The 23642-nt window shown below is 33.2% G+C and carries 23 protein-coding genes; 17 read left to right on the forward strand and 6 right to left on the reverse strand.

Annotated elements, in window-relative coordinates:
- The first annotated feature begins 163 nt into the window (after window positions 1–163).
- The 9 genes from ABY285_RS09005 (at window position 164) to ABY285_RS09045 (ending at window position 6982) form a co-directional block, all read left to right on the forward strand.
- Window positions 164–1066, forward strand: a complete 903-nt coding sequence (locus ABY285_RS09005) for a DnaJ C-terminal domain-containing protein (protein WP_372769229.1) — start codon at window positions 164–166, stop codon at window positions 1064–1066.
- Window positions 1063–1356: a chaperone modulator CbpM gene (locus ABY285_RS09010; RefSeq protein WP_372769231.1), complete on the forward strand. Its 294-nt coding sequence runs from the start codon at window positions 1063–1065 to the stop codon at window positions 1354–1356. Before ABY285_RS09005 ends, ABY285_RS09010 begins: the two co-directional genes overlap by 4 nt.
- Window positions 1357–1394: 38 nt before the next feature.
- A complete protein-coding gene (locus ABY285_RS09015) occupies window positions 1395–1994 on the forward strand; it encodes a hypothetical protein (RefSeq protein ID WP_372769233.1) in 600 nt (199 codons plus the stop codon).
- Between the two features lie 57 nt (window positions 1995–2051).
- On the forward strand, window positions 2052–3032 hold the full coding sequence (locus ABY285_RS09020) for a D-cysteine desulfhydrase family protein (protein WP_372769235.1): 981 nt from the start codon (window positions 2052–2054) through the stop codon (window positions 3030–3032).
- A gap of 444 nt (window positions 3033–3476) precedes the next feature.
- Window positions 3477–4301, forward strand: coding sequence for an alpha/beta fold hydrolase (locus ABY285_RS09025; RefSeq protein WP_372769237.1), 825 nt, complete (start codon window positions 3477–3479; stop codon window positions 4299–4301).
- Window positions 4302–4480: 179 nt separating this feature from the next.
- Complete coding sequence (locus ABY285_RS09030; RefSeq protein WP_372769239.1) at window positions 4481–5545, forward strand: DUF3667 domain-containing protein; 1065 nt, start codon at window positions 4481–4483, stop codon at window positions 5543–5545.
- A 132-nt stretch (window positions 5546–5677) separates the two neighbouring features.
- The gene (locus ABY285_RS09035) at window positions 5678–5863 is read left to right on the forward strand and encodes a CsbD family protein (RefSeq protein ID WP_372769241.1); all 186 of its coding nucleotides are present in this window, start codon (window positions 5678–5680) and stop codon (window positions 5861–5863) included.
- 258 nt (window positions 5864–6121) lie between these two features.
- Window positions 6122–6553, forward strand: a complete 432-nt coding sequence (locus tag ABY285_RS09040; protein ID WP_372769243.1) for a universal stress protein — start codon at window positions 6122–6124, stop codon at window positions 6551–6553.
- Between the two features lie 48 nt (window positions 6554–6601).
- Entirely contained in the window at window positions 6602–6982 is a 381-nt protein-coding gene (locus tag ABY285_RS09045) for a hypothetical protein (RefSeq protein WP_372769245.1), read from the forward strand.
- Between the two features lie 2 nt (window positions 6983–6984).
- On the opposite strand, the gene ABY285_RS09050 is transcribed toward ABY285_RS09045, so the two are convergent.
- Entirely contained in the window at window positions 6985–7347 is a 363-nt protein-coding gene (locus ABY285_RS09050) for a CoA-binding protein (RefSeq protein WP_372769247.1), read from the reverse strand.
- Between the two features lie 353 nt (window positions 7348–7700).
- Between ABY285_RS09050 and ABY285_RS09055 the strand changes: the two genes are divergently transcribed.
- The gene (locus ABY285_RS09055) at window positions 7701–10145 is read left to right on the forward strand and encodes a TonB-dependent receptor domain-containing protein (RefSeq protein ID WP_372769249.1); all 2445 of its coding nucleotides are present in this window, start codon (window positions 7701–7703) and stop codon (window positions 10143–10145) included.
- 355 nt (window positions 10146–10500) lie between these two features.
- Here ABY285_RS09055 and ABY285_RS09060 read toward each other — a convergent pair whose 3' ends face one another.
- From ABY285_RS09060 to ABY285_RS09070, 3 genes are all read right to left on the reverse strand, one after another.
- The gene (locus ABY285_RS09060; protein ID WP_372769251.1) at window positions 10501–11508 is read right to left on the reverse strand and encodes a 3-oxoacyl-ACP synthase III family protein; all 1008 of its coding nucleotides are present in this window, start codon (window positions 11506–11508) and stop codon (window positions 10501–10503) included.
- Window positions 11509–11923: 415 nt separating this feature from the next.
- Complete coding sequence (locus ABY285_RS09065) at window positions 11924–12616, reverse strand: nitroreductase family protein (protein ID WP_372769253.1); 693 nt, start codon at window positions 12614–12616, stop codon at window positions 11924–11926.
- A 9-nt stretch (window positions 12617–12625) separates the two neighbouring features.
- Window positions 12626–14197: a GMC oxidoreductase gene (locus tag ABY285_RS09070; RefSeq protein WP_372769255.1), complete on the reverse strand. Its 1572-nt coding sequence runs from the start codon at window positions 14195–14197 to the stop codon at window positions 12626–12628.
- A gap of 214 nt (window positions 14198–14411) precedes the next feature.
- Between ABY285_RS09070 and htpG the strand changes: the two genes are divergently transcribed.
- The 4 genes from htpG (at window position 14412) to ABY285_RS09090 (ending at window position 18425) form a co-directional block, all read left to right on the forward strand.
- Window positions 14412–16301, forward strand: a complete 1890-nt coding sequence (gene htpG / locus ABY285_RS09075) for a molecular chaperone HtpG (RefSeq protein WP_372769257.1) — start codon at window positions 14412–14414, stop codon at window positions 16299–16301.
- A 236-nt stretch (window positions 16302–16537) separates the two neighbouring features.
- Complete coding sequence (locus ABY285_RS09080; RefSeq protein ID WP_372769259.1) at window positions 16538–17131, forward strand: hypothetical protein; 594 nt, start codon at window positions 16538–16540, stop codon at window positions 17129–17131.
- A gap of 6 nt (window positions 17132–17137) precedes the next feature.
- Window positions 17138–17524: an NUDIX hydrolase gene (locus ABY285_RS09085; RefSeq protein WP_372769261.1), complete on the forward strand. Its 387-nt coding sequence runs from the start codon at window positions 17138–17140 to the stop codon at window positions 17522–17524.
- Window positions 17472–18425, forward strand: coding sequence for an RluA family pseudouridine synthase (locus ABY285_RS09090; protein ID WP_372769263.1), 954 nt, complete (start codon window positions 17472–17474; stop codon window positions 18423–18425). Before ABY285_RS09085 ends, ABY285_RS09090 begins: the two co-directional genes overlap by 53 nt.
- Here the strand turns inward: ABY285_RS09090 and ABY285_RS09095 are convergent, their stop codons facing one another.
- Window positions 18426–19205 (reverse strand): S1/P1 nuclease, encoded by a 780-nt coding sequence (locus ABY285_RS09095; RefSeq protein ID WP_372769265.1) that lies wholly within the window; start codon window positions 19203–19205, stop codon window positions 18426–18428.
- A 215-nt stretch (window positions 19206–19420) separates the two neighbouring features.
- Here ABY285_RS09095 and ABY285_RS09100 point away from each other — a divergent pair, with 215 nt between their 5' ends.
- The 3 genes from ABY285_RS09100 to ABY285_RS09110 all read left to right on the forward strand — a co-directional run bounded on the left by ABY285_RS09100 (window position 19421) and on the right by ABY285_RS09110 (window position 21225).
- Complete coding sequence (locus ABY285_RS09100; RefSeq protein ID WP_372769267.1) at window positions 19421–19591, forward strand: Arc family DNA binding domain-containing protein; 171 nt, start codon at window positions 19421–19423, stop codon at window positions 19589–19591.
- On the forward strand, window positions 19592–20521 hold the full coding sequence (locus ABY285_RS09105) for an aldose 1-epimerase (protein ID WP_372769269.1): 930 nt from the start codon (window positions 19592–19594) through the stop codon (window positions 20519–20521).
- 74 nt (window positions 20522–20595) lie between these two features.
- The gene (locus ABY285_RS09110; RefSeq protein ID WP_372769271.1) at window positions 20596–21225 is read left to right on the forward strand and encodes a class I SAM-dependent methyltransferase; all 630 of its coding nucleotides are present in this window, start codon (window positions 20596–20598) and stop codon (window positions 21223–21225) included.
- 42 nt (window positions 21226–21267) lie between these two features.
- Here the strand turns inward: ABY285_RS09110 and ABY285_RS09115 are convergent, their stop codons facing one another.
- Window positions 21268–23478, reverse strand: coding sequence for a S46 family peptidase (locus ABY285_RS09115; RefSeq protein ID WP_372769273.1), 2211 nt, complete (start codon window positions 23476–23478; stop codon window positions 21268–21270).
- Window positions 23479–23642: the final 164 nt, after the last annotated feature.

The following is a 23642-nucleotide window of genomic DNA, read 5'->3' on the forward strand; positions in this document are numbered from 1 at the left end:
AACAAATAAACACATTAGCTAATTGGCTAATTGACTCATTGGCATATTAACAACAAATAAACAGTTAATAAAATCAATACATTGGCTAATTAACTAATTGGCATATTGGCTAATTAATAAATATTTTTTCGTAAATTTAGATAGATTTCCTCAAACAAAAAAAATGGCATTTATAGATTATTATAAAATATTGGGTATTGCTAAAAGTGCTTCTGCAACTGATATTAAAAAAGCCTATCGAAAATTGGCCAGAAAATACCACCCGGATTTAAATCCATCCGACAAGGAAGCTGAGCGGAAATTCAAAGAAATTAATGAAGCCAATGAAGTTTTGAGCAATCCCGAGAATCGGAAAAAATATGATGCGCATGGAAAAGACTGGCAGCATGCCGATGAATTTCAAAAAGCAAAACAACAGCAACGACAATACCAAGGAGGCGGACAACAAAGTCCGTTTGGAGATTTTGGCGGCGGGGATTATTCAGACTTTTTTGAATCTATGTTTGGCGGTCGTTCGTCTTCGAGAGGACGAACCAGTGGCGGCGTAAAATTTAGAGGGCAAGACCTGAATGCTGGATTACACCTCAACCTAAGAGATGTTTATAAAACTCATAAACGTACCTTAACAATCAATGGAAAAAATATTCGACTAACCATTCCTGCAGGTGTTAAAAACGGGCAGGTCATTAAAATTAAAGGCCACGGCGGCGAAGGTATCAATGGAGGTCCGAAAGGTGATTTGAACATCACGTTTTCCATCGAAAACAACACCAAATTCAAATTGGATGGAGACAATTTACACACAACGGTTGACTTAGACTTCTATAAAGCAATATTGGGAGGAGAAATCACCGTAGATACTTTTGACGGAAAAGTAAAGTTAAAAATAGCGCCAGAAACACAAAATGGCACCAAAGTAAAACTGAAAGGAAAAGGATTTCCCGTTTATAAAAAAGAAGGAGCATATGGTGATTTATATATTACGTATCAAATAAAAATGCCTGAAAACCTGACTGAAAAGGAAAAACAATTGTTTACGGAACTTGCTAAATTAAGACCATCATGAGCAAAGAAAACTTCATACCAATTCATAAATTATGTGAACTTTACCAAGTTGAGATGTCATTCTTCAGCAATTTAAACGAGATTGGCCTAATCCAAATCACCACTATTGAGCAATCACATTATGTTCATCAGGATAAAATAAATGACATTGAAAAAATGATAAGAATACACCGTGATTTGGACCTCAATATTGAAGGAATTGATATTGTTTTTAATTTATTGCAAAAAATAGATAACCTGGAAAATGAAATGATTACCATGAAAAATAGGTTACGGTTTTATGAAAACTAATTTTTAGGATAAAAAGGCACCAACTAAAATTACGTAAAATGGAAGAGTTTAAGCAATCAAGATTTTTTAATTCAAAAAGAGTTGAATTTGAAAATGACGGAATTTCTTATTATTCAGGAAATTTTTTAAACGCCAAAGAAATTTTTATTCCTTTCGATGAAATTATCCCTGACGCCATTACCAGAGAAACCCGAACCAGCAGGTTATTCCTTTGGTTTACAATAATCTTAGGATTAATTTTTAGTCTGGCCTTATGGGATATTTTTAGAATTCCTTTTGGAGTATACATGGTATTGGTGTCTTTTTCAGGATTGTTTTTTATGTTTTTTTTAATACTGACAATTTTTAGCAGAAAACATATGTTGTACATCACAACATTAAGTGGGTATTTAATTGATTTTTATGATAAAAAACCGAATGAGGAAGCCGTGGATGAATTCCTGGAAATATTAAAAACAAAAACTTTTGCATACCTGAAAGAAAAATATGCTGTTATTGACTTAGATTTACCTGTTGAAAAACAAATAGAAAACTTAAACTTTCTGAAAGAGCGAAATGTAATTACAGAAAAAGAATATGAAGCATTGAAAGAGAAACTAAAGAATATTAACATCGATGTTAAGGGTTTTAAATATTAGAAATTTCAAGGGCAATTCCAAACAAAATTTAATTCAGGGTACTGGTATAATATAGATATGATTCTCAACAAAAAATTTGATTTGGGTTTTTTGCCCACGCCATTGCATCACCTAAAAAACCTTTCGGAAAAATATTCCCCTTACCATATTTTCATCAAGCGAGATGACCAAACCGGACTCGCTTCCGGCGGAAATAAAACCAGAAAACTTGAATATTTAATTCAGGAAGCTTTGGATAATGGATGCGACACTATAATAACGGCCGGTGCACAACAATCCAACCATTGTAGGCAAACAGCGGCTGCTTGTGCTATTGCCAATCTGAAATGTCATTTGCTGCTTGGCGGAACAGTTCCTCAAAAATATAATGGAAATTTATTGCTTTCCCATTTATTGGGCGCCCAAATTCATTTTACGGGAGAAAACAGAAAAGGAGAAAATATTGATAGTTTAAAACAAAAGTTGGAATTGGAAGAAAAAAAACCTTTTGTAATTCCCTATGGAGGATCCAATCTTACCGGAGCGCTCGGATTTGTGAATGCTGTGAAAGAATTAAAAGCGCAACTCATTGCTCAAAACCTTAAAATTGACTATTTGTTTTTTGCTTCCAGTTCAGGTGGAACACAAGCCGGATTAATATTGGGAAATGATTTGTACAATTTAAATATGAAATTGATTCCCGTTGGAATTGACAAGAGCGAAGCACAAGGAATGAGCCTTGAAGAAGTCGTTTTTAATATGTTAAATGAAGGAAAACACCTGTTGGAAATTAAAAAAGAGTATTGTTTGGCAGATGTGAAAATCAATCACGATTATAATGAAGCAGGCTATGGAGTCATTACCGAAAATGAAAAAGCCGCCATAAAAGAACTGGCAAAAAGTGAAGGAATTCTTTTGGATCCGGTTTATACCAGTCGCGCTTTTTATGCGATGATGGATTATTTAAAAAAAGAAAAAATTCCTTTAAACGCAACTGTCCTCTTTTGGCATACCGGCGGGTTTCCTGCTAATTTTTATTATGCAGACAAATTAATGTGATAAAAAAGTCGATTTAAGTTCCCTAACAACTATGAGATAAGGCCAAATACCCTAAGTTTTTAGTTTAAAAGCACTGTAACATTTTTCAGAAAATAGAAACCTAGTTGCAACCCTAATTTTTCACAGCCATGTCATTTCATTTTTAGCTTTAAGGGTGTGAAATATGTAACATTTTTAAAAAATTATGTAACACCTAATCTTGTCAAAGTCAGGAACTTTACGCGTTTGAATATTATGAGTTATTCATAAATTAAAAAAAGAGCAAAAATGAGGTTGTCAATTTTATGTAACTCAAAATAGAAAATAAACAAAAGAAATACAAACGAAGACGGAAGAAGGGAGACAGAAGATGTTAGACGGAGTTTTATGGGTGAATTTAACTTCGAACTCCCTTCTTCAGCCTTCAGGTTATAAATAATAGAACACTAATAAAAATATAATGCTATGAGACAGCCAGGAAAAAATATCAATATAAAAGTAAATAACATCACCGTTAGTTATAATGATGAAGGTTCGGACAATGCTCCAGTTATTATTTTCATTCACGGTTTTCCATTGAATAAATCCATGTGGGACAACCAATTGAATGCATTAATGGATAACTACCGTGTAATTGCCTATGACATTCGCGGGCATGGAAATTCCGAATTAGGAACCATCGATTTTTCGATTGATCTTTTTGTAAAAGATTTGTTGCGTTTTATGGATGCTTTGAAAATTGAAAAAACAATAATTTGTGGTTTATCCATGGGTGGTTATATTGCCTTAAACGCCATTGAAAACCATCCAGAACGTTTTAGTGCGCTCATATTAAGTGACACAAATTGTACTGCCGATACTTATGCAGGTAAGGAAAAAAGGATGAATGCTATTAAAAGCATAAAGGAAAATGGTGTAGAAAAGCTTGCCAATGATTTAATCCCAAATTTATTTGCGGCTGAATCTTTTAAAAGAAATTTAAAAGAAATTCCAGCTGTAAGGGAAATGATTGCGAAAACATCGACACAATCACTATATAATAGTTTGCATGCTTTAGCTGAGCGCAAAGAAACCTGTGGAAAACTCTCAGAAATAAAAGCACCTGTTCTTATCATAGTTGGTACAGAAGATATCATCACGCCAATAGATGCGGCACGTTTCATGCAAAGTAAAATAAAAGGTTCCAAATTAAGAATTATTGAACATGCGGGTCATTTAAGTAACTTGGAGAATCCTTATGACTTTAATAGCCAGCTTAATAAATTCATTGCAACTATTAAATCAATTTAAGAGGTATTGTAAAATGTCTTATCCACCAAGGGATTTACGGATTTCCTTGGCAGGTATACAAATCGTAGCGTTTTGGCGTCGTTTATGATACCGTTGAGCTTTTGCTGATGGATTGAGTTTGATTTAAAATGTTGAAACTATCAATTTCAAATTGTCAAAATGAATTAAAAAATACCTTAATGTCAAAAGAAAAATTACGATTAGAGACCAACTGCCTAAACTGCAATCATGAGGTTAAGGAACGTTATTGTCCTAATTGCGGTCAGCAAAATACTGAGATTAAAGTAACTTTTCATCACTTATTTACCCATTTCTTTAAAGACTTAACCCATTACGACAATTCTTTTTGGCGGACAATTATTTACCTGCTTTTTAAACCAGCAGCTGTATCGAAGGCCTATACCTCCGGACAACGTTTATCATTTTTACCACCGATGAGGCTGTATATTTTTACCAGTTTTGTGACATTTTTACTGATATCCTTATTTCCTGCTGAAAATGCCAAAATTACGGTAGGCAGTGTTAAAAACAAGGTAGAACAAGTTGTTCCCACATTAGACTCTTTAAAGATTGATGAAAAAGGTGTAGACGGACTTACTAAAATTGGTGTTATCTCCCAAAAAGAAAATGATACGCTTAAAAAAATATTGAAGGTAACAAAAGACATTGACCCAAAAAACATCACCGATTTTGGCTACAAAAGCACCAAAGAACTCGAATGGGTCCAAAAAAACGGTAAAGAAGGGGCAAAAGTAAGCAAAACAAAATATTGGTTCCTCAAAAAGTGGCTTTCCGTAAAAGAAGAGAATAGCAACGAAGAAATTGTTGAAAAATTTAGCCAGTCATTTGAACAAAATTTACCCAAGGTATTGTTCATATATATGCCAATTTTCGCCCTGCTTTTATGGATTTTTCACGATAAAAAAAGATGGTATTTTTATGATCATGGTATTTTTACCCTGCACTTTTTTTCATTCCTGCTTTTGGTGATATTAATACTCTTTTTCATCGACAAACTTTTTGCATTATCTGACTGGCCAGTTTTAGGCTGGGTGCATCTTATCATCAAAGTGATTGGTGTTCTTTGGATGTTGTTTTATTTCTTTCCAGCACACCGTCGTTTTTATGGTGAATCCCATATGGTTTCCGCTTTCAAAAGCAGTTTGGTGTACCTCTTCAATGTAATTATTATCATTGTGCTGATGGTGTTTTACGGATTGTATACCTATATAAATTTGCACTAAACATCCCGTAATATTAACAGACAGAGTGTGTGAATCATGTAAACAATCACCGTAATTGTGTAACGCCTTCCATGATTAATGGAAATACCTTTGAAGTGTGAAAATGAATTCACAGGTAAAAAATCTAATATCATGAACACAACAGAAGCAAAAGGAAACTGGAATATTCAGAAAGCCAAATTGAAACAAAAGTATGCCGATTTAACAGACAATGACCTCATGTATGATGAAGGCCAGAAAGATGAAATGCTTGGAAAACTTCAAGTAAAACTTGGAAAAACCAAAGAAGAATTGGCAAAGTTTATAGAATCGCTTTAATTGATTTCTTAAATTCCCTATCTCAGTTCGTGATGCATCAAAATCATAAAGTAGTCGTTTCACAACCGCGACATAACTACATAAACTTAAATCTAAATAAATAACAACCTTTTTAAAGCAATTTAAAGAGGTTTTATTTTTGGGATGTAAATTTGTTATTTATAAAACCAAAATCGCTCCCTTTTAAAGTTCCTTGTTTATTTGCAAATGAATGCTAAAGTCAGTAAATTTAATTGTAAAATAAATAGCTGTATGCAAATGATTCACAAAATTTTAGTTGGAATTGATGGAAGTGATTCTGCCATAAATGCTGCAAATTATGCCATTAAATTGGCAAAAGAAATTCAGGCTGAATTAGAAATTATTTATGTAATCAGGTTTTCTACTGGAAATATTGACTCAAAAATTTTACGTATTAAAATTGAGGAATATGAAAAAAAAAGGGCTTTAGAATTTGTTGAAAAAATTAAAAACCAACATCCGGAGATAAAAATTATCGATATAGAACCCATCGGTTTTCCTGTTACTGAAATCAACAAGTCCATTGAAAATTCGAAACCCGATTTATTTATTATAGGCCACCACACGCATCATTTTCTTGAACATTTGTACATGGGGAGCATAGAAAAAAAACTACTCAGCAACCTTAAAATTCCTTTAGTGATTGTTCCTGAAAATTATAAATGCTGAAATTTAAATTAACTAAAAAACACCAATGCGAAGACTTAAAAATTAAAAATGAAGAAAATAAAAACAACAATAAAACATCCTTTTCTATCTTCAGTTTATATTTTAATTGGACTGTTTTTTCTGAATGCAAGTTGCGAAAAATCAAATTTAAATATTGATGCACCGAATTGTGTTCAAAATGAAATTAAAAAAATAAAAATTGAAGAAGTGCGAAACCCTCCAGCACAAGTTTGGAAATGGGAAGTAGATGGACAAACATATTTTTACATAACATCAGACTGCTGCGACCAATATAACTATCTTTATAACAATAATTGTGATGTAATTTGCGCTCCAGATGGTGGAATAACAGGATTAGGTGATGGAAACTGCCCTGATTTTAAGGAGCCCATTGAAAAAACACTTATTTGGAAAGACAACAGACAGTAAAATTAATATTGCCCGGTGCTAAGCAACACCAAGGTACACGCTTCTTCAAAAGCGATGTGGTGTTTTGTCAGTAAATTTTCCAGTTCCTCATTTTCAGTTCCCGGATTAAAAAGCACGCGTTTCGGATTTAAAGCCAAGATATAGTCATAATAACTTACCTGATTTTTTCTGTTTAAATACAATGTCACTGTATCAATATTTTCAAACAACACGTTTTCTTTTGAGATTTTTACGCCACTAACTTCCCCTTCTTTATTTCCTATCGCTAATACTGGATGCCCATGAATGGTTAACTGCTGGATTGCCCTGAAAGAATATCTGCTAGGATTTGTTGAGGCTCCAATAACCAATGTTTTTTTTATCATCCACCAAAATTAGCTAAAGTTTAGGGAACACTGTAACATAATTTAAAGTTTATAGTCTATTAAAAAACAAAAGGTTTCAAAAAACTAAAATGGGCAATTCATAATTAAATGTTAAATAATTCTTAAAATAGTACTTTGTTTTGCATAGTACTAAAATAAAATATAGTTTTGTCCTGTTAAACAAAAAAAAAACATAAAAATGAAAACAGCAAACGCCACAACAACCAAATCAAATTTTGAATTGTTAAACAATAATAAACGCATAAACTGGAATAGCAGAAGACGATATGCTGTTTTAACGCAGTTCAAATTTTAAAAAACTTTAATTAAAACAACTTTCTAAACTAACCTAAATGAAAAATATACTTTTACTATGTAGTCTGCTCATTTCACTGACAATAACTGCGCAACTTCCTTCAAACGGTAATCCGAGAACCGGTCAAGTTTCCGGAAAAGTGATAGATGAAACAACAAAACAGGCATTGCCTTATGTGAGCATTGTTGTTAAAGATGCCAGCAACAAATCTACCACTGGGGGAATCACTGATGCAGATGGGAATTTTTCCATAAAACAAATTCCAGAAGGCGAAAACAATGTTGACATTCAGTTTATTGGATATAAAACCGAAACAAAAAAAATAAACATTACCAAATCCAACACAAACATAAATCTAGGAACTATTTCTTTAAAAGAAGAGGCTGCCCAATTGAATGAAGTGGTTGTTGTGGCCGAAACCTCAACAGTGACTCAAAAAATTGACAGAAAGGTGATTAATGTAGGAAAGGATTTAACCTCTGCAGGAGCAACTGCTTCGGAGTTGTTAAACAACGTTCAATCTGTTTCTGTTGACAGCCAAAACGGTAACATAAGTTTACGCGGCAACGACAATGTAAGGGTGTTGGTTGATGGCAAACCGTCAAATATTAACACGGCACAACTGTTAAAGCAAATTCCTTCAGCATCCATTAAAAGTATTGAGTTAATTACCAATCCTTCAGCCAAATACAATCCTGAAGGTATGAGCGGCATTATTAATATTGTATTGCATAAAAATTCAAATTTAGGATTTAATGCGACAGTTAATACCGGAGTCACTTCCGGCATAAATAATCGATTTAACGGCTCATTGAATATGAATTTTAAAACTGGAAAAGTAAATTTCTTTTCAAATTACGGAGTGAATGACGGGAAAAGTAAAAATGCCGGGAAAGTTGTCAGATACGATAATAATGCAGTTCAAAACTTTTTGTTTAAAGATGATCGAACTTCTCACCTTCTTAAACTGGGCGCAGATGTGTATTTAAATGACAAAAACACCTTTTCATTCTATACCACACAAAACATCTCAGATACAAAATTTAATGGAAATACGATGGTTTCTTATAATGATGTTCCCGACAGCAACAGTCCAATGTTGGTTAAATCTGAAGATACCTCCCAGGCCTATAACTTAAATTACACCCATGATTTTGAAAAAGAAGGACATAATTTTGAGCTAGAAGCAAATTTTTCTAACTCCGACAATCCAGAAAATGCTTTGTATAAGGAAACAATTCACCCAAATGATTTGACTTCAAATTACAATGATATAATTGAAAACGACAGAAAAACAACCCTGATTAACTTAGATTACACAAACCCAATTTCAGAAAAAGCAAAAGTAGAAGTTGGTTTGGAAGCAAGATTGGATGATACTAAAAATAATAATATTACCAACCAACATGAATTTATTTATGACATAAACGGTAATTTAATTGACGATGGAAATGGTTGGTTTGAAACAACACCAAAGGGTAATTCCTCTTTCCAGTATGACAGAGAAATTTACTCAGCCTATGCAAACTACAATCAAACTTTTAACAAACTATCAATGCAACTTGGCGCTAGATTGGAACAATATGAGGTAAACGGCACTTTTGTTAAAAATACAGTAACTGCACTTTATAAAGATGAAATTTTCACTGTATATCCTTCCGCATTTTTTACCTATAACGCAAGTGATAAAAATCAATTTCAGTTAAGTTACAGCCGAAGGGTTGACCGTCCGTCAATTGGACAGGTAAATCCAATTAGAGAATGGAGTACCCCAACAATTACTTCTGTTGGAAACCCTAACTTAAAACCACAATTCACCAATTCATATGAGTTAAATTATACACGTCAATATGAAAAAGGCTCCGTTACTTTCGGGACATTCTACAGAAGGGTAAATGATAATATTACCAGAATTCTTAATGTTGATCCTTTGGATGAAGATAAAGTTGAATTGTCTTATACAAATACGGAAAGTAACAACAGATATGGTGTAGAATTATCTAGTAATCATAAAATTACAAAATGGTGGAAAGTAAATTCGAGTTTCGATTTATATACCCAAAAAGAGAGCGGTTTTGCCAATGGACAACAGCTCGAAATAACCAATAACTCCATAAATTTTAGGGTAAACAACAATTTTACAGCCACAAAAAATCTACGCTTTCAATTATTTGCAATGTACAGAGGCGGCGGAGAATCCATTCAGTTTAAAGTAGACCCAATGTGGATGATAAATACTGGCGCCAGTTTAAATGTGCTGGACGGAAAAGGAACAATAAGCTTAAGAGTAAATGATATTTTTAAAGGAATGAAATTCAAATTTGATTCAGAAAATCCTTATCCGCAGTCTGGAGAATTTAACTGGGAAAGCAGAACGGCTTACGTTGGATTTATGTACAAATTTGGTGGCGGAAAAAATAAAGCAAGAAGTCGTAAATCAAGAGATAACAACGAAGCACAAGGAAGTGGCGGATTTATATAAAAAACTTTGAGAGTTTGTTTACATTTAATTAACTAATTATTAACGCGTTAAATATCTTAAAGCAATAAATTTGCAATTGTAATTAATACTATAATATAAAGCATGCAAATGCCGTAAGATAATAAAGGGATATTTATAATTATTTGAATTGGTTAATTAATAGTCTTTTTGTAAAGCCTCTAAACTTGCATTTTAGAGGCTTTTATTTTTTTCTATCCCCAGCCCTTTCCGAAGGAAAGGGAGTTTGATTTAACCTTGACAGAAAAATATTTGATGTCTTTAATAATTGCCTTTTTTTAATAACTTCTAATATTTAATATTTTCATAATCCCCCCTTCGGGGGTTAGGGGGCTTTTTACCATCTAATAATTACGCTTCCCCAAGTAAATCCACTACCAAATGCAGCCAAAACTACAATATCATTGTCTTTAATTTCTCCCTTTTCCCAAGCTTCGGTTAATGCAATAGCAATAGATGCCGCAGTGGTATTTCCATATTCCATAATGTTGTTATAGACCTGGTCATCACGCAACCTGAATTTTTTCTGAACGAACTGAGAAATCCGCAAATTCGCCTGATGAGGAATAAATAGATTAATATCTGAAGCAGTTAAATTATTTGCTTCTAAACCTTCAATTATAACTTCCGAAAAACGAACAATCGCATGTTTAAAAACAAAAGTTCCGTTCATATATGGGAAGTATGACTCATCATTTTCGTCATTGGCCGCTAAAATTTCGGGAACCCAATGCTTAATGCTCGGAGCCGATACGATTAATTCTTCGGCATGTTTTCCTTCAGAATGCAAGTGAGTAGATAATATCCCTTTGTTATTATCTTCTGTTCTGGATAATACTGCCGCTCCTGCTCCATCACCAAAAATTACCGTAACGCCTCTGCCTCTGTCTGTTTTATCCAATCCGCCCGAATGGAATTCAGAGCCAACCACCAATACGTTTTTATACATTCCGGTTTTAATGAACTGATCAGCAATAGAAATCGCATAAACAAAACCAGAACATTGGTTTCGAACGTCCAGTGCACCTATTGTTCTCATATTAAGCATTTCCTGCAATTGAACGCCGCATCCAGGGAAATAGTAATCTGGACTCAACGTTGCAAAAACTATAAAATCTATATCGTCTTTTGTAAGTCCGGCCCTTTCAATCGCAATTCTTGCAGCTTTTGCGCCCATAACAGCAGACGTATCTTCACTTCCTTCCGGAATCCATCTTCGTTCTTTAATTCCCGTTCTCTCCTGAATCCACTCATCGTTGGTATCCATCATTTTAGATAAATCATCATTCGTAACAATATTGTCAGGAACGTAGAAACCAAGACCCGTTATTTTAGAATTATACATAATTTAAGTTTTAAAACTATATTTTTATCAAACTTACTAAAATCAAAAACTATTTACAACATTAATTTTACGATGTTCATAACTATTTTATTGCTGATTTTAAATAAAATATAAAATATAACTGATTTATTATTAATAACATAACTGTTAGATATAAATTGTTCAAAATACGATATTCAACTAAAAATAAAAATGACCAAACCAAAAGCTAAACTAACAACTCAGCTAAAACACCTAATTTAGCATTATCCTTCTTCAATTTAAATGATTTGTTTGATTTAAGATCAAATGATCATGTTGTTAACATTTGTTGAAAAAGAAGTAGACAAAAGTAAAGAAGACAAGAAGAAATTTATTCAAAAATTACATTTCTAATTTAAAGAAGCGGAAAATGGCCGTTTAATTTATGAATTGGTTAATACCATTTTATAACTTCCTGAAGTGTCTTTTTTTGAATATCAGGAACGTATGCTTTTTCAGCAGGATATCCAACCGGAAGTAATAAAAAAGCCCGTTCGTTATTTGGTCTTTTCAATATTTTTTCTAAAAAACGCATAGGACTTGGTGTATGCGTTAAAGTAACCAAGCCAGTATTGTGAATGGCAGAAATTAAAAACCCACATGCCAAACCAACCGATTCATTTACATAATAATTTTGATGCTTAATCCCATTTTTATCAATTTCAAAAGGGCGTTTGAAAACGACAACTAAATAAGGTGCAGTTTCTAAAAAAGGTTTATTAGCATCGGTTCCTAAATGTTTTAAATCATTCAACCATTCATCACTCATTCGCTCACTGTAACTTTTTCGTTCTTCTTCTTCAGCAGCTTCTCTAATTTTTTTCTTTAATTGAGCATTTTTAACAACACAAAAAGTCCAAGGTTGTTTGTTTGCTCCTGACGGAGCTGTTGATGCTGCTTTTATAATATTTTCAATAACTTCAAATGGTACTGATTTATCTGAAAAATGACGAACAGATCTGCGTTTATTTAACCATTCATAATACTTTTTGGACCTGCTTATCATTTCATCTTCAGAAAAAATATCTTGCTGATGTCTAATATGCTTATGTCCGTCAATTAAAATATAATCGTCTGTTTTCATCATTTATAAAAATTAAGATTCCTTTAGTGGAATTTTACTCATGGCATATTCCGTAATTGCTGTTATCGACAGCGATGGATTTACACCCGGATTTGACGAAATCATAGAACCATCGCAAATCATCATGTTTTTATACCCAAATACGTTACAATGTTTATCTATAACACCTTCTGAAGCATCCTCCCCCATAACAGCACCTCCTAAAATATGAGCAGTTGTTGGAGTACCAAGCAACACATCTGTAAAATTAGCGAAAGGAATTCCATTTACAATTTTGCCGAATTTTTTCCCTAATGTTAACGCTTCCGGAATAAATGCATTCGGTTTTTGCCCTTCCTCCTTTTCTGTTTTCATACGGGTTATTTTACCAAGTTTAACGCGAAGCGTACTGTCTAATGTTTGCATAAATAATAAAACCGTAGTTCGTTTTGCGTAATTTTTGACAAAAATGGTTTTCATCAATTTTATTGGATGTTTTATAACCAACCCCAAAATTCCTAACACCCTAACCGCTGCAAATTTATGATGAATAATAGGTATGGTAAGCATTCTAAAAAAGCTTGAACCTTCTCCGTAACGAACAGGCTCCAAATGGCTGTTTTCATCGGTATGCAAAACAGCTCCAATTGCCAATCCTTTTGAAAAATCTTTTGAATGTTTTTCTGTTGAAGTCACCAACAATAAAGATTCATTATTTGTGCGAATATTGCAACCCGCCTTTTCCGATAAATTTGGCAATGATTTTTGTTTAAGCTTTAACAACAAAGGAACTGTACCTACAACACCACCTGAAAAAATTACACCTTTTGCAGTAAAACTACTATTTTCCTTCTTCCCAATACTCGAATTAAATTCAATTTTATAGCCATCAGAACCATCTTCGTTCCCAATAACTGAAACGTTGTACACTTCCTTTTCAGCCAAAATTTCAGTCCCTAACTGTTGCGCCATGTACAAATAGTTTTTATCCAATGTGTTTTTAGCATTGTACCTGCAACCTGTCATACACGCCCCACAATGTGTACAGCCCGTTCTATCCGGTCCTTTTCCCCCAAAATATGGATCCGCAACAGTACGTCCTGCTTCCCCAAAAAACACAGCTACCTTTGCAGCTTCAAAATGAGTTTCTTTCCCAATTTCTTTGGCTATTTCTTTAATAACATTATCCGCTGCATGCAATTTTGGATTGGTTGCCGCACCTAACATTTTATAAGCAGTATCATAATGTGGTTTGAGTTCTTCCTCCCAATTGTTTAATGTAGCCCAACTTCCAGAAATAAAAAAATGCTGTTTGGGAATTGGCAATGTATTCGCATAAGTCAAAGAACCTCCACCAACACCAACACCTGAAAGCACGGTAACATGATTCAAAAATGTCATTTTAAAAAAGCCTTTCATTAGCAATTTAGGTTCCCAAATCCATTTTTTTAAATCCCAATTTGTTTTAGGAAAATCTTCACTTTTAAACCATTTTCCTTTTTCTATGACCAAAACTTTATAACCTTTCTCTGACAAGCGCAAGGCACTCACAGACCCACCAAATCCACTTCCAATAATCACGTAATCAAAATCCAGTTGTGACATTTCTTTTTAATTTGAAAATTTAAATTTCTGAAATATTTATGGCTTACTTCTGCCACTTTTGTAATTTTCTTAAAATTATAAGAACGAATATACATAAATATCCCTATTCAATATTTATTGTCTTGCCAATTTGTCACCTTTAACACTTTGGTATTTTTTTTGACTAACATTTGATTATTAAAAGAAGATAAAATTAATTAAAACCTAAAAAAATATGGCAAAAGGAAGTATTAAAGTAACGGCTGAAAATATTTTTCCCATTATTAAAAAATTCTTGTACTCAGATCACGAAATATTTTTGCGTGAGCTGATCTCCAATGCAACAGATGCTACTTTGAAATTAAAACATTTATCCACTTTAGGCGAAATTAAAGGTGATATAGGAAATCCAATTATTGAAGTAAAAGTTGATAAAGAAAAAAAAGAAATCAGAATTATTGACCAAGGTGTTGGAATGACTGGTGATGAAGTAAAAAAATACATCAACCAGATTGCTTTTTCAGGCGCTGAAGAATTTGTTGAAAAATACAAAGACAAAATGGAAGATACCGGAATTATCGGTCATTTCGGATTGGGATTCTACTCTTCTTTTATGGTTGCCAAAAAGGTGGAGATTTTTACAAAATCGTTTCAGGATGATGCAAAAGCAGTACGTTGGGAATGCGACGGGAGTCCACAATATACTTTAGAAGAAGTTGAAAGAACGGAACGTGGAACAGAAATAGTATTGCATATCGCCGATGATTCCACAGAATTTTTGGAAGAAAGCAAAATTACCCAACTGTTAAGCAAGTATAACAAGTTTATGCCAATTCCAATTAAATTTGGAACACGTGAAGAAACATTGCCTTTGGCTGAAGATGCTCCTGAAGATGCGAAACCAGAAAAAATTACGGTCGACAATATTATAAACAATCCGAATCCGGCTTGGACAAAAATTCCGGCCGATTTAAAAGAAGAAGATTATGCCGATTTTTACAGAGAATTGTATCCAATGCAATTTGAAGAGCCTTTATTTCATATTCATTTAAATGTTGATTATCCTTTTAATTTAACCGGAATTTTATATTTTCCAAAGCTGACAAAAAATATTGATCAGGCAAAAGATAAGATTCAATTGTATCAAAATCAGGTATTTGTAACCGATAACGTGGAAGGGATTGTACCCGACTTTTTACAAATGCTTCGCGGTGTTATTGATTCACCGGATATCCCTTTAAATGTTTCCCGTTCGTATTTGCAAAGCGATGCCGCCGTTAAAAAAATAGCGAGCTACATTACGCGAAAAGTGGCTGATAAGCTCATCAGTTTATTTAAAAATGATCGTAAAGCTTTCGAAGAAAAATGGAACGATATTAAAATTATTATTGAATACGGAATGCTTTCCGAAGAAAAATTCTTTGAAAAATCTGACAAATTTGCATTATATCCAACCGTTGACAATACTTATTTTACTATTGAAGAATTAGAAGAAAAAATAAAGCCGCTTCAAACGGATAAAGACAATAAGCTAATTATTTTATATGCTTCTGATGTAAAATCACAACACAGTTACATTGATGCCGCAAAAGAAAAAGGATACGAAGTTTTATTGTTAGATTCTCCAATTGTTTCGCATTTGATTCAAAAACTGGAAGGCTCAAAGGAAAATATACACTTTGCCCGCGTAGATGCAGATAATATTGATAATTTAATCAATAAAGATGAAACTAAAATAAGTAAACTTTCTGATGCTGAAAAAGAAACGCTTAAACCGCTTATTGAAGAAGTAATTCCTGAAAAAACCTATACGGTTCAATTAGAAGCAATGGATTCAAATGCAAATGCGTTTATTATTACACAACCTGAATTTATGCGTAGAATGAAAGAAATGCAAGCTACAGGTGGCGGCGGATTTATGGGAATGGGTAATTTCCCGGAAATGTATAATTTAGTTGTAAATACCAACAATGAATTGGTTGTCAAAATTTTAGCCACAAAAACCAAAAAGAAACAGGAAGCTTTAATTAAACAAGCGTTTGATTTGGCAAAACTTTCCCAAAACTTATTACACGGTGAGGATTTGACAAATTTTATTAAGCGAAGTTTTGAATTGATTAAATAAACTTCACTTCAGAGTTTAACAAACAATTAATAAAATGCCTCAATAGTTTTTGGGGCATTTTTTAGTACTTTTATCGGCGGATTTATAATCTGCAATACTTGGCATTTTTATTGCAGCTATCTATAAAATAAAAACTGAGAATGAACAACTCATTGAAATTAATACTTCTTATCATTTTAATTAACTTATTTTCAGTTAATTCATTTTCACAGAGCGATACCGCTAAATCCAAAAAAATGGATAATGAATCCAGCATGCTTAAAAGCAAAACCCCCATAAAAGCTACTTTCGAAAACACAAAAACAGCACCTTCATCTCCAAATTTCAATTTAAAAATGGATGAAAAATTAAATACAAGCGCCATTGATAAAAATTTAGAAGAAAACAAATCAGCTTCAAAAAATCATAACTTTTTGATGGAAACATTGCCAGAAGACAAAGATATTATAGGCTTAAAATACTGGAAAGGACAAGATGTGACCCATAAGAAACTGGAAAGTAATTTTAGTTTAGGAACCGTTAAAAGCTCCACAAAAACAGTTAAAATTGAGTGCAGGGACTTTGGTTTGGTTGATGGAGACCGTATTCAAATTTTCTTAAACAACACTATTGTGAGCGCTAATATTGGATTGAAAGGAAATTATTTTGTAGTGTATCTCAATTTAGAAGAAGGCTACAACAGAATAGATTTCCAAGCCTTAAACCAAGGGTATTCTGGTCCGAATACCGCCGAGATGATTGTTTATGACGCCAATGGAAATATAATCTCCTCTAAAGAATGGCATTTATCAACCGGAGAAACTGCCACACTTGGCATTATTAAAAAATAAAAAACCATGATTTTAGCAGCATCCGGTATTATTTTAAAAGAAAAAAAAATACTGTTGCTTCAACGCTCCAATTACACAAAAAATTATCCGGAATATTGGGGTTGCCCTGGAGGAAGAGCCGAAGAAGGAGAAACTGCAGAACAAAATGTGATACGGGAAGTTAAAGAAGAATGCAATTTAGATTTTACGCCTACTGAAATTATTAAAACAGGAATATGGCAAGACCGATACTATTATCGGTTTTTGGGAAACTGGAGCGGAAAAATAAAAATTCAGGAACTTGAGGTATTGGATTACGATTGGTTTTCATTTCGTAATGCATCACAACTTAAATTGTCTTTTGATTATCGAGAAATTATTGAATTTCTTTACAAGAATCGCCAATTACTATAAAAGAATTATTAAAATTATTCATACACATATTGTCCCGAAAGGCATTGAAAATATTCGACTGCAAAATTATGCTCCAGAAATATTTTATAGTTTTATCCCCTCAAACAGCGGCATAAAAAAAGCCATTAAACGAGGACAGATTTTAATCAATGGTGAAATTGCCCAAACAGGAACTTATGTGCAATTTGGTCAGGTTATCGATTTACTTGAAACACCGCAATCACAACCCAAAATATTTGAACTTCAATTAGAAGTTTTATATGAAGACATTTATATGGCTGCAATTCATAAACCTGCCGGATTTTCAGTCAGCGGAAATGCCTATAAAACGATTTACAATTCGTTGCCCTTTAATTTGGAAAAAAGTTCAGAACCCGATGCACTTCCCTGGCCAACACCAGTGCACAGACTAGACAATCAGACTTCTGGAATATTGTTGATTGCCAAGACAAAAACCGCACAAATTGAATTGGGAATTCAGTTTGAAGATCACACGATTCAAAAAAAATATGCAGCTGTTGTAATTGGTAAGGTCATTTCAAACAGCCCAATTAAAACACCCATTGAAGACAAGGCTGCTGAAACAAATTTTGAAGTTGTTAATGTGGTAAATTCTCTAAAATACAAGCATTTGTGTTTTCTAAATGTTTTTCCTAAAACAGGGAGAACACATCAAATACGAATTCATTTGACCAGTATTGGCCATCCAATTTTTGGTGACAAATTATATGTTGAAGAAAAAATGCTTCATAAAGGAAAAGGACTTTTTTTATGTGCTTTAGAAATTTCATTTCTGCATCCAAAAACTTCCAAAGAAATTACACTTAAAATACCCGTTCCTCACAAATTTGAATCCTTACTTCAACGCGAAAAAAGACGTTGGGAAATGTATAACTTGTAATTAATCGAATAAATCGTTTAATACTTTCGCCAAACGAATACCTCCCTTTTGTAGTTGAGAACGCACCAACCCAAAATTTTCATACATATAATTGTAGCTTAATTTTTCACCAACCTCTGTTGAGGCATAGGCTTTTATTGCAAATGTCTGAGTTTCATTTGCCCAATCAGCAGTAGTTCCTTGTTGTAAATATTTTACTTGTTCCTTGGAAATTTTATCTGCATTCGCCGCCATTTCGGTATAAGTCATTTGAAACCCGTCAATCATTTTAGAATCCCAAACTGAATGCAAATTTGTGCCATCATTAAACCATTGAACTTGTATGGTATTTCCCCCTTTATCTTCTGCCCTGCCAACGTGCATTGGCTGATGTAAATCGCCCATAAAATGAACCAATAATTTTAAGTAAAATGCTTTATCATCCTTTGAAGCATTTTTATCTAAAATAATCGCTTTACATTTCTCTATTCCTGATACCAAATCACCATTTGGGTTCTTTTCTGAATCTTCATATTTTACACTAAAAGGCATATTTACATAATGCCATGTGTAAAAATTATTATAACGCTTGTCAGATTTAATATCATCTCCAAAAGTGGATACCAAGGCCAAACTTTGTCCGTCCAAAATTTTTGATATTTCGCGTTTTGTTTTTGCTTCTAAATAATTTTCAGCGATTTTCCCAACTGTTCTATGACCTGTTTGTCCCCAATCTGGATTATTTGCATTTCCTGTTAAAAAAGTTACTAAAAAAATGATTAAAACATATGCTGATTTCATTGTCTGTTATTTTTCAGCTAAGATAAAATAAAACAGGTAAAAAGATTTAGAAATATTAAAAAATAATTTATATCTTTATGATATCATATTAATATCAACTAAATCAATTATCATGACACAAGAAGATATGCTTTCCTATACCAATTCGGATTTATCAATAATGAAAGCATCCACAGAAATAATTTCAACTTTTATTAAAAAACAGAACTTTTAATATGGCAAAGAAAAAAGCGTTTGCATTACGTATAGATGAAGATCTGCTAAATGCAATTGAAAAATGGGCTGCTGATGAGTTCCGTTCAACAAACGGGCAATTGGAATGGATGCTCAACAAAAGCTTGAAAGATGGAAAACGCTTGCCTAAAAATATAAATTCTGAAACATAAATGTATACTGTTGAAGTTGTAAAAAACCTAAATCCGCTGTTAAACCAAATTGTCATTAAAAACGAAACATTGCATTTTTACAGCGTCATTTATCCAAATTTAGGCGCTTCGTTACAAAAATTATCATCAAATAATACTGAAATTATCGATGGAATTTCAAATACGGCTGAAGGCTTAAATGATTATAAAAATACTTATAAAACTGCTTTCCTATTCCCATTTCCAAACAGAATTTCTGAAGGAAAATATGAATTCAACCAATTGAAATACGAATTGGACTGTAATGAAACAATTTTAAATAATGCGCTTCACGGCCATATTTACGACAAACCATTTTCAGTTAAAAGTATAGAAGCAGATGATAATAATACCATTGTTGCGCTTCATTATGCTGATGATGGAAAAACAACAGGTTTTCCGTTTCCTTACCAAATAAAAATTATTTACACGTTCACAAAAGAAAAAACAACAATTAATTTTCAAGTTTTTAATAATGGTAAAAAGCCCTTTCCCTTCGGAATTGGATGGCATCCGTATTTTAAAACAAGTAATTTAAACTTAAGCTCCTTAGATTTTGAGGCTGAAACTCAGTATGAATTGGATAACAAAATGATTCCTCAATTGGAAATTCCATTAAAATTTAAAACGCCGCTATTCATTGAAAACACTTTTTTAGACGATTGTTTTATAACAAACAAACCTCAAGTTACTTTTAATTGTGAAGCGTATAAAATTGACATAAAATTTTCGTCAAAAACTGACAAAAGCTATTTACAAATTTACACGCCGCCAACAAGAGATTGTATTGCCATTGAACCTATGACTTGTGCGCCAAATGCTTTTAATAATAAAAACGGATTACAGATATTAGAACCTAATGAAAAATTTGAATGGCAAGTTCTTTTAAATTATAAGAATGTGAGTTTTTAGGAAATTATTACTCAATTATCTCAATTTAAAAGTCAGTGCAAAAGTGAAATTTGACGAATAAAAATAAAAAAGCAATGAACGTAAAAAAAGCCTATAATATTTGGGCAGCACAATATGACACAAATATGAATAAAACGAGAGATCTTGAAGCGATTGCTTTAAGGGAAAATTTAATTTCCGTTCCGTTTGATTCTTGTTTGGAAATTGGCTGCGGAACAGGCAAAAATACCGAATGGTTAATTACAAAATCTAAAGAAATAGTTGCAGTTGATCTTTCAGAAGAAATGCTTAAAAAAGCAAAAAAGAAAATAAATTCAGATAAAGTGAAATTTATTCAGGCAGACATCCATCAAAATTGGACGTTTGTTAGAGAGCAAGCCGACCTAATTTGTTTTAGCCTCGTACTTGAACATTTTGAAAATCTGGACGCTATTTTTAGCCAAGCTGCAAATTCAATCAAAAAAGACGGCTACATTTATATTGGGGAGCTTCATCCATTTAAACAATATTCCGGCACAAAAGCCAGATTTGAAACTAATGAGGGGCTTCAAACAGTGACTTGTTTTAACCATCACATTTCCGATTTCACAAATTCCGCTAAAAAATATGGTTTTGATATTATTAGCATCCAAGAGTACTTTGATGATGGTGACAAAAAAACGATTCCCAGAATTTTAACCCTCCTATTAAAAAAATCAAACTAAGTTTAAAAAAAAACTCCAAATTTTCATTTGGAGTTTTTTTTATTACTGTATATTCTTATCTTTTGGATGCACCAAAGTCATCTCATCTATTAAATTTTTAGCGCCTGCATATTTATCAATGATAAAAAGAACGTAGCGAATATCCACCATAATATTTCTGCAAATATCCGGGTCGTAATTCATATCGCTCATAGTACCTTCCCAGACCCTGTCAAAGTTCAATCCAATTAAATTTCCATGGGCATCAATAGCCGGACTTCCTGAGTTCCCACCTGTAGTATGGTTTGTGCCAATAAAGTTAACAGGCATTTTTCCTTTTTCTCCATATTGTCCGTAATCTTTGGTATTGTATAAATCCAACAATTTTTTCGGCACATCAAACTCATAATCACCCGGAACATATTTTTCCATGACACCTTCTAAAGAAGTAGTGGCGCTATAATAAACACCATTATTTGGTTCATATCCTTTAACTTGTCCGTATGTTACACGAAGCGTGCTGTTGGCATCAGGAAAAAACCGTTTGTTTGGAAACACTTCCATCAGCGCTTTCATGTATTCCTTTTGCAAGGCTACCAGTTGTAAATTAAGTTCTTGAAATTTAGGTTCGAGCTTATTGTAAAAAACAGTGTGCAATTCTTTTCCAAATACATACGCCTTGTCTTCATTCAACTTTTTTATCACTTCTTCCGGAGTTCCCATTAGCAGATTTTCAGCGCCCTCTAAAGTTATCAGATTTGAATTTGCATAAATATTGTTGGTGATTTCAGCAAAATTTACCCCTTTCATGTTTTCCGATAAGTATTCTTTAGGTGATTTTTCTGCATATAAACTCACTAGCTTTTCAAATACCGGCTTATCAACCATTGAACTATAATTCTTATATATTCCATTAAATGATTTCATGGCTGATTCCTTTGCTTTATTAAAAGCAGGCTCTCCCCCTTTTAAATAGGCTTGTTCTATTTGATATGCCCTAAAAGTAATTCCCAATAACTCCACATTTCTGTAAGCAACTTCTGTCCAGTAATCACGAGCCAATGAGACACTTTCTATTTCTTTATACAATCTCTCAAAATCCGATAATAATGTTTTGTAGCCTTCTAAATCTTTTTCTTCCACTATTTTGGTGAATTCTTTTTCCATTTCACGTTTCTTTTCTATGGCATTCGATTTTTGAATTCCCTGACGCTCCCCTATCCATTTTTTCCAATAGTTGGCAATTGAGGCATATTTTGAAGCATATTTTATTTTTATATCGGCATCTTTACGCATATAAGAATCCACTATTTTTAATGCATTGTCGCGGATTTCAATTTTTGCAGGATTCATTACATTTACAATTTGATCTAAAGCAACGGCTGGCAAATATTCATTGGTGCGTCCCGGAAATCCAAATACCAAGGTGAAATCACCTTCTTCAACACCATCCAATGATATTGGTAAATAATGATTTGGTTTATAAGGCACATTATCTTTTGAAAAACTTGCCGGCTTATTATCTGCACCTGCATAAATTCTGAACAAAGAGAAATCTCCGGTATGCCGTGGCCACATCCAATTATCGGTGTCCGCACCAAATTTCCCTATTGATGATGGCGGGGCACCAACCAAACGAAGATCATTAAAGGTTTCAGTAACAAACAGCAAATATTGATTGCCGTTATAAATCGATTTGATATTGGCATCTTGCCAAGTTTCTTTTTGAGCTGCTTTCGTAACTTTTTCAATATTTTGGTTGATGATTTTCATTTTTAAAGCTTCATCCATTGCGGCTGTTATCCCTTTAAAAACTTCAGAAGTGACGTCGTCAATTCTTTTTATAAAAGTGACATCCATACTTGGGTTTTCTAATTCCTCTTCATAATTCCTAGCCCAAAACCCATCCTTTAAATAGTCATTTTCCACTGTTGAATGTGATTGGATAGCGCCAAATCCGCAATGATGGTTCGTCAACAACAAACCGTTTGGCGAAATAATTTCCGAAGTACAGCCTCCGTTAAAATGCACAACGGCATCTTTTAAACTAGAATTGTTGACATCATAAATGTCTTTTGCGGTCATTTTGCTTCCTAATTGCAGCATTTCATTTTCATTCATTCCTTCCAACAAAGAGGGAATCCACATTCCGCCTTGTATTTCTCGAACATCTTGTACCGTTTGTTCAGGAGCTTTCACTACGGTTGTTTCCTGAATTGTTTTGCAGGAAAGCGCCAATAAGGCCACTAATAAATAAAGTTTTATATATCGCATATTTCAATCTTTTATCCTGCAAATATACACAACCAAAAACACTTATTTTAGTCCGATATTCATATAAAAAAATAGTATTTTAGCCAAAATTCAAAAATATACATGGATACAACGCCACTCATTACACCAGACACCATTGCCTTCGGAATATTAATGCTGACGCT

This window comes from Lutibacter sp., assembly GCF_041555395.1.
GTDB lineage: Bacteria > Bacteroidota > Bacteroidia > Flavobacteriales > Flavobacteriaceae > Lutibacter.

What these genes read in the sequence shown, in the direction of transcription:
- ABY285_RS09005 (WP_372769229.1), top strand. Translation starts at nt 164, where the DNA reads ATGGCATTTATAGATTATTATAAAATATTGGGTATTGCTAAAAGTGCT.
- ABY285_RS09010 (WP_372769231.1), top strand. Translation starts at nt 1,063, where the DNA reads ATGAGCAAAGAAAACTTCATACCAATTCATAAATTATGTGAACTTTAC.
- ABY285_RS09015 (WP_372769233.1), top strand. Translation starts at nt 1,395, where the DNA reads ATGGAAGAGTTTAAGCAATCAAGATTTTTTAATTCAAAAAGAGTTGAA.
- ABY285_RS09020 (WP_372769235.1), top strand. Translation starts at nt 2,052, where the DNA reads ATGATTCTCAACAAAAAATTTGATTTGGGTTTTTTGCCCACGCCATTG.
- ABY285_RS09025 (WP_372769237.1), top strand. Translation starts at nt 3,477, where the DNA reads ATGAGACAGCCAGGAAAAAATATCAATATAAAAGTAAATAACATCACC.
- ABY285_RS09030 (WP_372769239.1), top strand. Translation starts at nt 4,481, where the DNA reads ATGTCAAAAGAAAAATTACGATTAGAGACCAACTGCCTAAACTGCAAT.
- ABY285_RS09035 (WP_372769241.1), top strand. Translation starts at nt 5,678, where the DNA reads ATGAACACAACAGAAGCAAAAGGAAACTGGAATATTCAGAAAGCCAAA.
- ABY285_RS09040 (WP_372769243.1), top strand. Translation starts at nt 6,122, where the DNA reads ATGATTCACAAAATTTTAGTTGGAATTGATGGAAGTGATTCTGCCATA.
- ABY285_RS09045 (WP_372769245.1), top strand. Translation starts at nt 6,602, where the DNA reads ATGAAGAAAATAAAAACAACAATAAAACATCCTTTTCTATCTTCAGTT.
- ABY285_RS09050 (WP_372769247.1), bottom strand. Translation starts at nt 7,347, where the DNA reads ATGATAAAAAAAACATTGGTTATTGGAGCCTCAACAAATCCTAGCAGA.
- ABY285_RS09055 (WP_372769249.1), top strand. Translation starts at nt 7,701, where the DNA reads ATGAAAAATATACTTTTACTATGTAGTCTGCTCATTTCACTGACAATA.
- ABY285_RS09060 (WP_372769251.1), bottom strand. Translation starts at nt 11,508, where the DNA reads ATGTATAATTCTAAAATAACGGGTCTTGGTTTCTACGTTCCTGACAAT.
- ABY285_RS09065 (WP_372769253.1), bottom strand. Translation starts at nt 12,616, where the DNA reads ATGATGAAAACAGACGATTATATTTTAATTGACGGACATAAGCATATT.
- ABY285_RS09070 (WP_372769255.1), bottom strand. Translation starts at nt 14,197, where the DNA reads ATGTCACAACTGGATTTTGATTACGTGATTATTGGAAGTGGATTTGGT.
- htpG (WP_372769257.1), top strand. Translation starts at nt 14,412, where the DNA reads ATGGCAAAAGGAAGTATTAAAGTAACGGCTGAAAATATTTTTCCCATT.
- ABY285_RS09080 (WP_372769259.1), top strand. Translation starts at nt 16,538, where the DNA reads ATGGATAATGAATCCAGCATGCTTAAAAGCAAAACCCCCATAAAAGCT.
- ABY285_RS09085 (WP_372769261.1), top strand. Translation starts at nt 17,138, where the DNA reads ATGATTTTAGCAGCATCCGGTATTATTTTAAAAGAAAAAAAAATACTG.
- ABY285_RS09095 (WP_372769265.1), bottom strand. Translation starts at nt 19,205, where the DNA reads ATGAAATCAGCATATGTTTTAATCATTTTTTTAGTAACTTTTTTAACA.
- ABY285_RS09100 (WP_372769267.1), top strand. Translation starts at nt 19,421, where the DNA reads ATGGCAAAGAAAAAAGCGTTTGCATTACGTATAGATGAAGATCTGCTA.
- ABY285_RS09105 (WP_372769269.1), top strand. Translation starts at nt 19,592, where the DNA reads ATGTATACTGTTGAAGTTGTAAAAAACCTAAATCCGCTGTTAAACCAA.
- ABY285_RS09110 (WP_372769271.1), top strand. Translation starts at nt 20,596, where the DNA reads ATGAACGTAAAAAAAGCCTATAATATTTGGGCAGCACAATATGACACA.
- ABY285_RS09115 (WP_372769273.1), bottom strand. Translation starts at nt 23,478, where the DNA reads ATGCGATATATAAAACTTTATTTATTAGTGGCCTTATTGGCGCTTTCC.